Source organism: Paenibacillus yanchengensis (assembly GCF_042684845.1).
GTDB classification, from domain to species: domain Bacteria; phylum Bacillota; class Bacilli; order Paenibacillales; family Paenibacillaceae; genus Pristimantibacillus; species Pristimantibacillus yanchengensis.
Window position 1 is genome coordinate 81,076 of the sequence record NZ_JBHUMH010000059.1, and the last position, 13,639, is coordinate 94,714.

Annotated in this window: 12 protein-coding genes and 1 riboswitch; of the genes, 6 read left to right on the forward strand and 6 right to left on the reverse strand. The window is 37.8% G+C overall.

Features of this window, described 5'->3' with window-relative positions; translation table 11 throughout:
* Nucleotides 1–9 precede the first annotated feature (9 nt).
* A complete protein-coding gene (locus tag ACFSTH_RS16630; RefSeq protein WP_377774927.1) occupies nt 10–909 on the reverse strand; it encodes a LysR family transcriptional regulator in 900 nt (299 codons plus the stop codon).
* Nucleotides 910–1,117: 208 nt separating this feature from the next.
* Here ACFSTH_RS16630 and ACFSTH_RS16635 point away from each other — a divergent pair, with 208 nt between their 5' ends.
* The 4 genes from ACFSTH_RS16635 to ACFSTH_RS16650 all read left to right on the forward strand — a co-directional run bounded on the left by ACFSTH_RS16635 (nt 1,118) and on the right by ACFSTH_RS16650 (nt 6,532).
* Nucleotides 1,118–1,789 carry a succinate dehydrogenase cytochrome b558 subunit gene (locus tag ACFSTH_RS16635; protein WP_377774926.1) on the forward strand — a complete coding sequence of 224 codons (672 nt, stop codon included), beginning with the start codon at nt 1,118–1,120 and terminating at the stop codon, nt 1,787–1,789.
* A gap of 24 nt (nt 1,790–1,813) precedes the next feature.
* A complete protein-coding gene (gene sdhA, locus ACFSTH_RS16640) occupies nt 1,814–3,571 on the forward strand; it encodes a succinate dehydrogenase flavoprotein subunit (RefSeq protein ID WP_377774925.1) in 1,758 nt (585 codons plus the stop codon).
* 2 nt (nt 3,572–3,573) lie between these two features.
* Nucleotides 3,574–4,338, forward strand: a complete 765-nt coding sequence (gene sdhB / locus ACFSTH_RS16645) for a succinate dehydrogenase iron-sulfur subunit (RefSeq protein WP_377774924.1) — start codon at nt 3,574–3,576, stop codon at nt 4,336–4,338.
* A 316-nt stretch (nt 4,339–4,654) separates the two neighbouring features.
* A complete protein-coding gene (locus tag ACFSTH_RS16650) occupies nt 4,655–6,532 on the forward strand; it encodes an SLC13 family permease (RefSeq protein ID WP_377774923.1) in 1,878 nt (625 codons plus the stop codon).
* A gap of 109 nt (nt 6,533–6,641) precedes the next feature.
* Here ACFSTH_RS16650 and ACFSTH_RS16655 read toward each other — a convergent pair whose 3' ends face one another.
* From ACFSTH_RS16655 to ACFSTH_RS16670, 4 genes are all read right to left on the reverse strand, one after another.
* Nucleotides 6,642–6,950, reverse strand: coding sequence for a winged helix-turn-helix transcriptional regulator (locus ACFSTH_RS16655; RefSeq protein ID WP_377774922.1), 309 nt, complete (start codon nt 6,948–6,950; stop codon nt 6,642–6,644).
* A 230-nt stretch (nt 6,951–7,180) separates the two neighbouring features.
* Nucleotides 7,181–7,990, reverse strand: coding sequence for a histidinol-phosphatase (locus ACFSTH_RS16660; protein ID WP_377774921.1), 810 nt, complete (start codon nt 7,988–7,990; stop codon nt 7,181–7,183).
* A gap of 36 nt (nt 7,991–8,026) precedes the next feature.
* Complete coding sequence (locus ACFSTH_RS16665) at nt 8,027–8,929, reverse strand: LysR family transcriptional regulator (protein ID WP_377774920.1); 903 nt, start codon at nt 8,927–8,929, stop codon at nt 8,027–8,029.
* A 233-nt stretch (nt 8,930–9,162) separates the two neighbouring features.
* On the reverse strand, nt 9,163–9,654 hold the full coding sequence (locus ACFSTH_RS16670; protein ID WP_377774919.1) for a hypothetical protein: 492 nt from the start codon (nt 9,652–9,654) through the stop codon (nt 9,163–9,165).
* 699 nt (nt 9,655–10,353) lie between these two features.
* Here ACFSTH_RS16670 and ACFSTH_RS16675 point away from each other — a divergent pair.
* On the forward strand, nt 10,354–11,037 hold the full coding sequence (locus tag ACFSTH_RS16675) for a hypothetical protein (RefSeq protein ID WP_377774918.1): 684 nt from the start codon (nt 10,354–10,356) through the stop codon (nt 11,035–11,037).
* A 170-nt stretch (nt 11,038–11,207) separates the two neighbouring features.
* Here the strand turns inward: ACFSTH_RS16675 and corA are convergent, their stop codons facing one another.
* Entirely contained in the window at nt 11,208–12,149 is a 942-nt protein-coding gene (gene corA / locus ACFSTH_RS16680) for a magnesium/cobalt transporter CorA (RefSeq protein WP_377774917.1), read from the reverse strand.
* A 348-nt stretch (nt 12,150–12,497) separates the two neighbouring features.
* Nucleotides 12,498–12,600, forward strand: a riboswitch (SAM riboswitch).
* A 112-nt stretch (nt 12,601–12,712) separates the two neighbouring features.
* Between corA and metA the strand changes: the two genes are divergently transcribed.
* Complete coding sequence (gene metA, locus ACFSTH_RS16685) at nt 12,713–13,633, forward strand: homoserine O-acetyltransferase MetA (protein ID WP_377774916.1); 921 nt, start codon at nt 12,713–12,715, stop codon at nt 13,631–13,633.
* The last annotated feature ends 6 nt before the right edge of the window (nt 13,634–13,639 follow it).

Below are 13,639 nucleotides of genomic sequence, written 5' to 3' on the forward strand. Positions count from 1 at the left end.
AATAAAAAACTAATGGGTTGGTGAATCGAACAACGATGCAATTTGTTTTACCCACAGTTGGACAGACGGATTCATTGTCTCGGGCGATAGATGGATCAAGGACGTAGTACGTTTAGTATTCTCCAGTTCCCCAATATTAATAACCGCTAGTTCATTGTCTAGTAACAACTGCTGTCGCATATAAGAGCGAGGTAGTAGAGTAGCAGCGCGACAAGTATGCAATAACCGTAAAATAGCTTCAAAAGAATCGATTTCCATACGCACATCGGGAGCTAACTGATATTTTTCAAATAATTCATCTGTTAGAACGCGATACCACGTTCCTTTGGAAAATAAAATCATAGGTAAATGGTTTAAATCTAAAATTGAAAATTTTTCTGGTGGCGCTTGTAATACGTTGCGCGGGACGACTAGTACCAAATGATCGTGAAAAAGTGGTGTACTGTGCAGCAAAGGGTCTTCCACGCCAGAAGCGACAATGCCAATATCGACTTTATGGTCGCGGACATAGGAAACAATTTCGTGCGTTTTACCAGTGATTGCTTTAATATCAATGTTAGGATTATTAACTGTTAGTGCTTGGATAATATCGGGTAATGTCGTTTGTAAAGTAGTTAAACTTGCACCTATAGTCAAATGAGATCGCTCTGTGTGGACAAATTCGGCTACGGATTGCATAAACTTATGATGTTTTTGCCTTAATTCCAGTGCGTATTCATACGTTAATTGCCCTACTCGGGTCAATTCCAAACGTTTACCTATTCGGTCAAATAAATCGACACCAATCTCTTGCTCCAATTTGGCAAGTCGGCGTGATAGTGCAGGTTGTGAAATATTTAGCACATTTGCAGCTTTATTCATGCTGGAATGTTCTACAATTAATGCAAACATATGCAATTCTTCGATCATCTCATTCACTCCTTATGCATTTATCGTATAACATATTATAATTAATAAGCAATTCCATTATAAGCTGAAAAAGGGTAGGATGGAAGTATGACAAATATGTGTCGAATCGATTGACGCTTGTTCATGCTGGGGGTACAATGATACATGGTTTGTTTATCTTCTAATTAAACAATGTATTAGGTACAGAATCGAAAGGAGAAAGCTGGAAATGAAAGGAAATTCTTATTTTCCGCGCAAATTACATTCTTTGCTCGGAATCATTCCGCTAGGTATGTTTATCATTGTTCATGGTTTGGCTAATTATCAAGCGTTTGAACGAGGACCAGAAGGTTTTAGTAAAGCTGTTAACTTAATTAACAGTATGCCGCTATTGCCAGTGCTCGAAATATTAGGTATTTACTTACCGTTGTTATTTCATGGAATCTATGGTTTATATGTAGCATATCAATCGGATTCTAATATGGGCAGATTTAAGTATGAACGAAATTGGGCATTTACGGCGCAACGTTTAACGGGTGTTGTTACCTTCATTTTCGTATTTTGGCACGTGTATCAAACAAGACTTCAAGTTTATTTAGGAAAAATTACTTCGGATCAACTAGGTTCAACTATGAATGAGATTGCTAATAACCCATGGTTCTTTGCATTTTATGTGATCGGTGTCCTAGCAGCTGTATTCCACTTTAGTAATGGATTGTGGGCGTTTTTAATTAGTTGGGGAATTACAGTAGGACCAAAAGCACAACGAATTTCTTCATATATTTGTATGGGTGTTTTCGTTGTCGTAGCAGCATTTTTCTTACTTTCACTTATAGCGTTCCGTGGCGATGAATTTAAAACGGCAGGCGATATGTTACAAATGATTCGTAATATTGGATAGTTAGAATACAAGGAGCGATAGGAAATGGCAAAAAATAAAATTATTGTCGTCGGCGGTGGCTTGGCTGGTCTTATGGCAACTATTAAAGCTGCGGAAGCTGGCGTACATGTAGACTTATTTTCACTCGTACCAGTAAAACGCTCTCACTCCGTTTGTGCGCAAGGCGGTATTAACGGTGCTGTTAATACAAAAGGTGAAGGGGATTCACCTTGGGAGCATTTTGACGATAGCGTTTATGGTGGCGACTTTTTGGCTAATCAGCCACCGGTTAAGGCGATGTGTGATGCTGCCCCAGGTATTATTCACTTGATGGATCGTATGGGAGTTATGTTCAACCGTACATCGGAAGGATTGCTTGATTTCCGTCGCTTTGGTGGAACGAAGCATCACCGAACAGCATTTGCAGGAGCAACAACTGGACAGCAACTTTTGTATGCGCTTGATGAACAAGTGCGTCGCTGGGAAGCAGCTGGTTTAGTAGCTAAATTTGAACATCATGAATTTTTAGGTGCAGTACTAGATGATGATGGTGTTTGCCGTGGTATTTCTGCACAAGATTTGCGTTCAATGGAAATTAATACAGTTCGTGCAGATGCTGTAATCGTGGCATCTGGTGGTCCTGGTATTATTTTTGGTAAAACGACAAACTCCGTTATTAATACAGGAACAGCAGCGAGTGCGGTTTATCAACAAGGTGTGAATTACGCGAATGGTGAGTTTATTCAAATTCACCCGACAGCTATTCCTGGAGATGATAAACTTCGTCTGATGTCAGAGTCAGCTCGTGGTGAAGGTGGTCGAATTTGGACTTATAAAGATGGAAAACCATGGTATTTCTTAGAGGAAAAGTATCCAGCTTACGGAAACCTTGTTCCAAGGGATATTGCTACTCGTGAAATATTCAGCGTCTGTGTAGATCAAAAGCTAGGTATTAATGGAGAAAACATGGTTTATCTTGACTTGTCACATAAAGATCCAAAAGAGTTGGACGTAAAACTAGGTGGAATTATCGAAATTTATGAGAAATTTATGGGAGACGATCCACGTAAAATTCCAATGAAGATATTCCCAGGTGTTCACTACTCGATGGGTGGTATGTGGGTAGATTACAATCAAATGACTAATATTCCAGGTTTGTTTGCAGCTGGTGAATGTGATTACCAATACCATGGTGCAAATCGGCTAGGTGCGAATTCCTTGCTATCTGCTATTTATGGTGGGATGGTTGCTGGACCGAAAGCCGTGGAATATATTCGTAGTTTGAGTAAATCTGCGGAAGATATATCTTCCTCTGTTTTTGATCGAGAAGCAAGTCGTCAAATGGGTATATACAACAACATTTTGGCAATGTCAGGCAATGAAAATGCTTACGTTCTACACAAAGAACTAGGCGAATGGATGACGAATAATATGACGGTTGTTCGCTTTAATGATAAGTTGGAGCAAACGATTGGTAAAATAAAAGAATTAAAACAACGTTATAATCAAATCAACATCAATGATACTGCTCAGTGGAATAATGCAGGTGTAGCGTTTACTCGTCAATTGTGGAATATGTTAGAGTTAGCAGAAGCGATGACTTTAGGTGCGCTAATGCGTAATGAGAGCCGTGGTGCTCACTATAAACCAGATTTCCCTGAGCGTGATGACGATAAATTTATGAAAACAACGATTGCTAGCTGGACAAAAGATGGTCCACAAATTTCTTATGAAGATATCGATGTTAGTTTGATTCAACCTCGTAAACGTGACTACTCGACAGATAAGAAGAAAGGAGATTAATCATGTCTCAATCAACTGTTACTAGCAAAACGGTTAAGTTTGTCATTACAAGACAAGATTCACCGGAAGCAAAGCCATATGTCGAAGAGTTTGAAATACCATATCGTCCAAATATGAACGTCATAAGTGGACTGATGGAAATACAACGTAATCCAAAAAAGGCAGACGGTGCTGATACTGCTCCTGTTTGCTGGGATTCTAACTGTCTAGAAGAAGTATGTGGTGCTTGTTCGATGGTGATTAACGGAAAGCCCCGTCAAGCGTGTAGTGCGCTTGTAGACAAGCTAGAGCAACCAATTCGTTTGGAACCTATGCGTACGTTTCCGGTCGTTCGTGACCTTGTCATCGATCGTGAACGGATGTTTACTGCATTGAAAAAAGTAAAAGCTTGGATTCCGATTGATGGTACTTACGATTTGGGACCAGGACCACGGATGGCTGAATCTAAACGACAATGGGCATACGAGTTATCGAAATGTATGACCTGCGGTGTCTGCTTAGAAGCTTGTCCAAACGTAAATGAACGCAATAGTTTTATTGGGCCTGCTGCTATTTCTCAAGTTCGTTTATTTAACGCTCATCCAACGGGTGAGATGAACAAAGAAGAGCGTTTGGATGCATTAATGACCGATGGCGGGATTGAAGGTTGTGGTAACTCCCAAAACTGTGTTCGTTCTTGCCCGAAAGGTATTCCACTTACTACTTCTATCGCAGCTATGAACAAAGATACGACGAAACATTTGTTCAAGAAATGGTTAGGAATGTAGTTAAAATGAAAGTCGAATAACAAATGTTATAGTCGAAACGACTTAAATTTAGTACAATATAATGGCATCATCAGTTTTTATATATTAGCGAATGAACCAGGACAGGTGAACACACGCTAATATATAACTGGTGATGCTTGTTTTTTTGATGCACAATATATAAAATTTAAATATTATTTCGCATATTGGTTAGGTCAACTATCGCATGATATCAGTGTAAAGGCTATGTGAAATGTCACAGAGAACAATAAGCTGGTTATGATAAGCTACGATTAGAGTATACAATTAATATAGAAAGAAATGCGGGGCAATGGTAATGACGACAGATATGATCATAACAATAGTGATATTAATTGTTGCAGCCATTTTATTTGTAAGTGGCAAAATAAGAGCTGATTTAGTCGCAGTATGTGCGCTAATATTGTTAGTTTCTTTTGGAATTTTGCGACCTGATGAAGCTTTATCTGGATTTTCTAATTCGGTTGTCATTATGATGATCGGTTTATTTGTCGTAGGTGGAGGAATATTTCATACGGGGCTTGCCAAAAAAGTGAGCGGCTATTTGTTGAAGTTTTCAGGGAACAGTGAAACGAAATTACTAATTACAGTAATATTAGTTACTGCTTTTATCGGAGCTTTCGTAAGTAATACTGGTACAGTAGCTGTGATGTTACCGATCGTTGTTAGTTTAGCAATGAGTGCCGATATTCATCCGGGAAAGTTGTTAATGCCGCTTGCTTTTGCAAGTAGTTTGGGTGGCACATTAACGTTGATTGGAACCCCGCCAAATATGGTTATAAGAGAAACGCTAGCGAATGCTGGCATAACGAAGCTGTCTTTTTTCTCTTTTACACCTATTGGGATAGCTTGTTTGATTATCGGATTTGTCTTAATTTTGTTTTTTAGTCGTTACTTAGTACCGGCAAACAAAAACAAAGATACTAAAGAGAACAACAAAGGGCGAGCTCGTTCTTTGAAAGAGCTGGCAACGCAATACAGTTTGTCACAAAATCTTTATCGCGTACAAGTAAAAGAGAATGCACCTATTATTCACAAACAACTACATGAATTAAAAATGACGGACCACTATAGTATTAGTATAAGTGAAATTAGACGGGTGACCTCTTCTAAAAATCCTTTTTTTAAAACGATTAGTCAAGAAGTGGCGGGTCCTAATACATACATTGAAAGTAATGACATTTTGTATGTTAATGGTTCTTATGAAAATGTGGAACGATTTGCGCATGACAATGGGGTAACGATTCTCGATCGCCAGACGCAAGAAAGGTTAAACAATCAAGTTTCGGACCATTATGCTTCTGCCGAAATTGGAATTGCGGAAGTGTTGTTTCCTCCGAATTCGAAACATATTAGTCGGCTCATTAAACAAACTGGTTTTCGCGAGAAGTTCCAAATTAATATTTTGGGAGTAAATCGTAAAGGAAATTATATACTGCATCAATTAAAAGATGAAAAATTGCGCTTTGGTGATGCATTGCTAGTGCAAGGAACGTGGGAAAACATAGCACGACTAGCCGAGGAGCAAGATGATGTTGTAGTCGTTGGGCAACCGTTAGAGGCAGCAAAGTCTGTTCCGAATAATGCAAAAGCACCGATTGCAGGCGCTATTATGGTATTGATGGTAGTTATGATGATTTTGGATATATTACCAGCTGTTATAAGCGTGTTAATTGCCGCTGTATTAATGGTGGTGACTGGTTGTCTTAGAAGTATGGAAGAAGCGTATAAAACGGTTAACTGGGAGAGTATCGTTTTAATTGGTGGTATGATCCCGATGTCGATTGCAATTGAAAATACAGGTGTAGCTGCGCTTATGTCTACTCAATTAGTCAACACGCTAGGTAGTTATGGACCATTAGCACTGTTAGCCGGTATTTATTTTTCCGTTTCTTTTCTTAACTTATTCATTAGTAATACTGCTACTGCTGTATTATTTGCTCCAATTGCTTTGTCAGCAGCTATCCAAATGGGAGTTAATCCGATCACTTTTTTATTCGCCGTATCATTGGCGGCAACGATTTGTTTTGCTGTACCATTTTCCACGCCACCTAACGCATTAGTAATGACCGCTGGTAGATATTCGTTTATGGATTTTGTCCGGGTTGGTTTGCCAATACAGCTTTTGTTAGGTGTCGCAATGGTTGCTTTGTTACCACTGTTCTTTCCATTTTAGACACAACTTTAGTAACAACTAATTGCACAACAAAAAAACCTTTGCTTCCAGTTAACTGGAGGTCAAAGGTTTTTTTATCTTAGAACAGATGAAGGTCGCTATTACTTAGCTAGAGCCAATGCTCGCCCCATTCTTGAATGGATTCGATAACTGGTTCTAATGCGTTTCCTTTTTCTGTTAATTCATATTCGATCCGAACGGGCATTTCAGGGTACACTTGTCGTTTGACAATACCTTGACATTCGAGTTCTTTCATACGATCGGTTAACATTTTGTCGCTCATTTCTGGTATTTGTTCTTTTATATCTTTGAACCGTTTTGGTCCACCTAGTAGTACACGAATTATTCTTCCAGTCCATTTCTTACCTAAAATATCGGCCGCAGCTTCATATTTAGGGCACATTGTCGTGTAATCCAACCGAATCACCCCGCTTTTAATGTACTAATTGTATCATAGGATCACATAAAAAGTAAGTAAAGTAATATCAAGCGGTGAAATTTGTTACACAATTGAAATATTGCTGTTATCGACTCATTACATTAATGGGTTAATATACAGGTAGACCCCCTTTTGAATATATATAAATTTTAGGATCTGCATCGGCAGATCCATTTTTTTATTTATGGGGGGAAATTATATTGAGAAAATTATAATGGAACAGCAATTCTTTTTCTTTGTCTAAAAAATACCCACTGTTTGTATCCGATTGCTTTTAACACTTCTCTCACTTCATCAAAATCATCTGCAATTCTTGTTGGAACGTGAGCGTCAGAACCGAAAGTTACTTGCACGCCAAAGTGATGCGCTCTCTCGAGCATGTCATGGGATGGATACCAGCCGCCAACAGTTTTTGTTTTACCCGACGTGTTTATTTCAATGGCAATTTGCTGATCAGCGATAATTCGTAATGTTTGATCAATTGCATCGTTAGCAGGGATGTTAGAAAAGTCTGGAAAGTAGCCTTTCATCGCATCAATGTGACCCAAAATATCAAACATGCCACTTTGAGCAGATTCGGCGATTAACGTATAGTAAGTTTTTTTCTCTTCGATCATTTGCTGCTTAGTTAAATTGTTCCATCTTTTTCTGTTGAAGATGCTGACACCATTTACTTGATGAACGGAACCGATAATATAATCAAACGGAATTTGCTTGTATGCCGCTTGATAGCTAGCGATATGTTGTGGGAAATAATCTGATTCCACGCCTAATAACACTTCAATTTTGTCTTTATATTTATCCTTCAACGCAAGCACTTCTGCCACATAGTTAGGAAAATCACTTCGAGCCATCGTAATCTGAGCAAAAGGATGATCTTTTTCATGATAAAAATAAGGAGAGTGATCTGAAATGCCGATGATTTGGAGACCAACCTCCATTGCTGCTTTAATATAATCTTCAATGTCACCAGTAGCATGGCCACAGCGTGAATGATGGGTATGCAAGTCGAATTTCATCGCAAACTCCTCCTAATAATTTTTATATGTTGTATATTATTCACTACTAACAAATTGATGTTCAGGCATTCCTTTTAGGTCACTCAAAAATTGCTGCATAGCTGTATTCAAATACCGAGATGATTTATAAACGACGCCGACTGGATGCGTACGCTCTAATTCAGGAATTTTAATCATATGCAATGAACCACGTTTTAATTCATTAGGGATGGAAAGTTTGGACACGATAGCTGCACCTAAATTAATTTCAACCATTCGTTTTACTTCCTCACTGCTAGACAATTCCATTATAATATTCGGTTGTACGCGGTGTTCTTGCAATATTTGATCTAAAAATTTTCTTCCTAAAGTATCAGGAGCTAGCATAATCATTGGCAAATCTTTCAATTTTTCAATGGTCATATGCGCCTGGTTGGCTAGTGGATGCTCCGGAGCTACTACTAACTCGAAGGTGTCATAATAAAGTATGGACGATGAAATAAATTGCTTTTTTTCAGTTAAATAAGTAATCCCGACATCGATAGAGCCATTTTCGACACTAGTCATAACTTGTGAAGAAGGCATCGTATGAATCGTAGTTTTGATCAGCGGAAATTGGTTTTGAAAATAAGATAACACACGTGGAAGCAGTTGAATAGCGATGGAAGCTGTTGTTCCTAGGGAAATATGACCTTGCGGCGTTTGATTCAAATCTGCTAATTTTTGCTTTAACTCTTCGGTCACTTGCAAAATACGTGCGGCATGATCCAAAAAAACTTGCCCGTGGTCGGTTAATGTTACGGGTTGGTTCCGATTTATAAGGATGGTGTTAAACTCTTCTTCGAGACTTTTAATTTGAGCAGAGACTGCGGGTTGCGTTAAATTGAGCAGTTCACCAGCTTTGCGAAAGCTCATCGTTTTTGAAATGGTCAGCAATGTTTCTAATTGGCTTATATTCAAGAGTAGTAAACCTCCTTATCTACGACAAGTCTGTCATGCACTTTCTTTATTATAGCGAAATATATAGTATTGTTCAAAAAGTTCTTTGTTATCAGCAAAAAGCAGCCCAATCTATTTAAAGGATTAGGCTGCTTACAGCGTAAAAAAATAACATATAGGATAGTATGATGAAGCTAATATTTGGTTGCTAAAGAAAGTATTTTATGGATCGTGAATAATCAGTGTAGATGTAATTACTCTTTTAACGTAACGCTAACTTCTCGTTTGTCACCATCTTTTTTATCAACTAAAACAACTAACCATTCTTTTTTGTCTTTAGAGTAAGTAATGGTTTTAATAATAGGTACGTCCATATAATGATGTTGTAATAAAGCATATTCGATAGCATTTTTTGCTCCATGGTGTGGCGTATCTTCTAAAATAGTTATTGATTCTGCCGTGACTTTTCCAGGATCTGATGCATTAATTTCTCCATTTACAACTAATACTTCTATTAGCTGACCTAATTCAACGACTTCGTTTGAAACTACCCAATTTGCTTCATAATCATTATTAAAACTCACTTGAGGCGAAACTAAGAGGAATTGTCCTTCTTCTTTTTTAACAACATATCCGCTAATAGAAATTCCTCCTACCTGATCTGTTCCTATTTGATCTATATTGTCTACTTTAGAACATCCCACTGCTATTAAGCAAAAAACTATCATTACATGGATAATTTTCATTATGTCGCCCCTCAAATCGTTGGTATTATACGGAAAATATAATAAAAGCACCTGAGCTGTGATTTTGCTGCTTGGGTGCTGTATGCTGATGGTTTGTATTCGTGTTGTATGATGTAATCTAATCTAAAACTAGCATATTACATTACTCTTGAAGAAGCTTATTGCGAATTGTATCAGGCATTTCTGTTGTTTCCAATAATACTACTATACCCAGTTCTTCGTCAATTGCTGTACTTATAGTTTGGGCATACTGTCACTAGGAGGTTAGAGTAGGATTTTATAAGAAAAAACGTACAAACATTGGTATAAATGAGTCTATAGAGAACGTTTGTACGGTAAATCGTATAAAAGGACCTCGAAAGCCGGTAGACTGTGTGGATTTTATACGAAAAAACGTACAAAAATTGGTATAATTGAGTCTGGATAGAACGTTTGTACGAATAATCGTATAAAAAGAGCTAGAAAGCCAGTAGCCTGTCTGTGTGGATGTTATATGAAAACATATAAGTTTACAATTCTATAAATTGAGCTTGAATATTACCTAGTTATGGCATAGAATAACGATAATAGTATAGTGAATGGGCGAAGTACACCCCGGAATTCCTTTCAATATGAAGGGAAGATCGGGGTGTTTTTATATTGGCGAATGTGGCGTAGATTTACAAAAATTTATATATTAGGAATCGGGAGGGGAATGTTATGAGTTTTAAAGTGGAACACGAAAAGTGGCTTCAAGCACATTTGACTAAACGGCAAGGTGAACGAAAAGATGCGCTAAGAAGAGGTCATGGATATGGTAATCGCTTATTTGTAGAAAATGTATGGTGGGTGCTTATAGGACATTTTGGTGGTTTACATCCGGAGTATGAAGTGAGGGATTCGCGAGGACGATCTTATTTTGTAGATTTTATGTGGATAGTGGGTGGGTATTATTTTGTTTTTGAGATTATGGATTATGGTTCGCATGGTAGGGATCGAACTAAATTTCGGATGGATCTGAATCGAGGATTGTTTCTGCAAGCGCAAGGGTTTCACTATATTGAGATTTCATTGGATGAACTGAAGGAGGATTCATCATTTGTATTGGCTATGCTTCGAAGTATATTGGCATCTTATTTAGCTATATCAACCAATCAAAATGGTATTGTTTTACATAAATTCGGGAAAATTGAACGGCAATTGATGCGTTTGGCTATTAGACATCATCGAGTGGTACGTCCAGCAAAAGCAGCAAGAGAACTTGAACTTCATAAAGACACGGTCATCAAACATTGTCGCATACTTGTGAACAAAGGTAAATTTCGAGCAGTAGCAACAGGAACTACGGGAAAGATTTATCAATATGAGTATCTAGGTTCAACACAAAGTCCCGATCTAATTTAAATTAACAAATAAAAAGGTTGTAAAATGAAAAAGGTTGTAAAATTAAAAAAGATGGTAGATCGAGGGGTGTTAGCCGCTGATTTACCATCATTAGAAGATGTCGCTTAAATATGATCATGTAGCTCATGAAGTTATGTGGCTTTATCTCGATACTAAACTCTTTCTTAGTGCTAGAGCCAGTCTTTTTTGCGAAAAATATAAAACATGACAATACCGAGAATCGCCATAATACCGAGTAAAATATACGATCCGTATTTTAGATCTAGCCCTGGTATAATCTCGAAGTTCATACCGTAAATACCGGTGATAAAGGTAAGGGGCATGAATATAGTCGTAATGGCTGTAAACACACGCATAATTTCGTTGGCGCGCGCAGATAGTCCTGATTGATAAGCTTCACGTAAGTTACCTGTAAGGTCGCGGTAAGTCTCAAACGATTCCGAAACTTTAATTGCGTTTTCGTATACGTCACCAAAGTATTTTTGTAATTGATGATCGATTAAATGTAAGTCACGTTTATTAATAGAACCGATAACTTCTCGTTGCGGACCTAGCATCTTTTTTACCCATAAAATCTCACCACGTAGACCGATAATTTCTGTAAGGTGATTTTTTTTCGGATGAATTAATATATCTTCTTCCAACAATTCTAATTTATCTTCAATACGGTCGCCAACTAAAAAGTAGTTATCTACGAGTAAGTCGAATAAATGATACAAAAAGTAGTCAGGTCTATTCACTTCTTGTTCCCACAAAGTAGGTTTCAGCAACCGCAATTCGTTAATTTTTTGGTTCGTTATCGTAATAATAAAATGCTGTCCAATAAAAATGTTAAGTGCCCGTAAATATATGTCTTCATTATCAAACCGAATACTATTCATCACAATAAAATAGTGATCGCTGTAAACTTCGATTTTTGGACGTTGTTCTTCATCGTTTAAACAGTCTTCAACAGCAAGATCGTGAATTCCGAATAATGGTTGCAATATTGCTAAATCTTCTAAATTAGCATCAATCCAGTAAAAACCATCTTCTGGTGCTATTAATGTTTGTTCGATTTGTTCGTCATCCAAAAGTGTAAAAAAACCTTCCGTTACTAGTCTTACTTTCATCGCAATCTCTCCTAAACAGTGGAAATTATACCAGAGAAGTTAAGCTATATGAAGTAGCTTCACTGCAATGTGCGATCAGTATACAAACTGAGTGACACAGCTTATGAAGCGTACGGGGACAGTCAGCTTATTCGTAACCGGTATATCGTGTTGTATATAATAGTTGCTGGGCTTAGGTCGTTCCCCTTCCATCGCAGATGTCACTCCTTTATTGTTCAATTTTATTGTTTTAATCCTTGTTTAGTATACTCCTGTTGCAATACAACATTCAAGCAAAATGTAATTCCTTGACTATCCTTTCAATATGGATTAAAGTGAGTGTAGCAGATAATAATTAAATAGACTTCTTTCTTATCAAGAGCAGGCGGAGGGACTAGCCCTATGAAGCCCGGCAACCGGCGTAAGCACGGTGCTAATTCTTGCTGAAGCGTTAGCTTCTGGGAGATGAGAGAGGTGTTGCCGATATATTTATAAACGCGCGACCTTTCTCTCAGCAGAAGGGTCTTTTTTGTAATTTTTAGTTATTATCTTTCCAAAGACACATTAATTTAGGAGGGATTGGTATGCCAATTAAAGTTCCGGACCATTTGCCAGCAAAAGAAATTCTTCATAATGAGAATATATTCGTGATGGATGAATCAGTTGCTTTTCATCAAGATATTCGCCCACTACGAATTGCTATTTTGAATATTATGCCGACAAAGGAAACGACGGAAACGCAGTTGCTACGATTGATAGGCAATACACCACTTCAAGTGGAGTGCGTGCTGCTCCATCCGAAAACACATACATCCAAAAATACTTCCATTGAACATTTGCAAACTTTTTATAAAACGTTTGATGAAGTAAAAGACGAATTTTTTGATGGTATGATTATTACTGGTGCTCCTGTAGAACATTTGCCATTTGAAGCTGTCACCTACTGGCCGGAATTGCAAGAAATTATGGAGTGGAGCAAAAAGCACGTAACATCTACGTTCCATATTTGTTGGGCTGCACAAGCGGGTTTATATCATCATTACAACATTCCGAAATATGATTTGGGTCAAAAGATATTCGGCGTATTTACTCATACGATTGAAAAAGAAAATGATAACTTACTACGTGGGTTTGATGAATTCTTCTTTGTGCCACAATCACGGCATACGGAAGTTAGACGAGATGATATTGAAAAAGTGGATCAATTGGAAATATTATCAGAATCGGAAGAGGCAGGTATATACATTGTAGCGTCCAAAGATGGTCGTCAAGTATTTGTTACTGGTCATTCGGAATATGACGCAGGGTCATTAAAAGCGGAATACGATCGAGACGTGGCAAAGGGAGTAGAAACTCCACTTCCAGTAAACTATTTTCCGAACGATGATCCAGCGAAAGAACCACGTTCTACTTGGAAGTCGCATGCAAACTTACTGTTTTCCAACTGGCTAAACTACTGTGTGTATCAACTAACTCCTTTTGAGCTAGGTAGTGAGCAGCAATAAAATATA

What these genes read in the sequence shown, in the direction of transcription:
- sdhA (WP_377774925.1), top strand. Translation starts at nt 1,814, where the DNA reads ATGGCAAAAAATAAAATTATTGTCGTCGGCGGTGGCTTGGCTGGTCTT.
- metA (WP_377774916.1), top strand. Translation starts at nt 12,713, where the DNA reads ATGCCAATTAAAGTTCCGGACCATTTGCCAGCAAAAGAAATTCTTCAT.
- ACFSTH_RS16635 (WP_377774926.1), top strand. Translation starts at nt 1,118, where the DNA reads ATGAAAGGAAATTCTTATTTTCCGCGCAAATTACATTCTTTGCTCGGA.
- corA (WP_377774917.1), bottom strand. Translation starts at nt 12,149, where the DNA reads ATGAAAGTAAGACTAGTAACGGAAGGTTTTTTTACACTTTTGGATGAC.
- ACFSTH_RS16660 (WP_377774921.1), bottom strand. Translation starts at nt 7,990, where the DNA reads ATGAAATTCGACTTGCATACCCATCATTCACGCTGTGGCCATGCTACT.
- ACFSTH_RS16650 (WP_377774923.1), top strand. Translation starts at nt 4,655, where the DNA reads ATGACGACAGATATGATCATAACAATAGTGATATTAATTGTTGCAGCC.
- ACFSTH_RS16675 (WP_377774918.1), top strand. Translation starts at nt 10,354, where the DNA reads ATGAGTTTTAAAGTGGAACACGAAAAGTGGCTTCAAGCACATTTGACT.
- ACFSTH_RS16670 (WP_377774919.1), bottom strand. Translation starts at nt 9,654, where the DNA reads ATGAAAATTATCCATGTAATGATAGTTTTTTGCTTAATAGCAGTGGGA.
- ACFSTH_RS16630 (WP_377774927.1), bottom strand. Translation starts at nt 909, where the DNA reads ATGATCGAAGAATTGCATATGTTTGCATTAATTGTAGAACATTCCAGC.
- sdhB (WP_377774924.1), top strand. Translation starts at nt 3,574, where the DNA reads ATGTCTCAATCAACTGTTACTAGCAAAACGGTTAAGTTTGTCATTACA.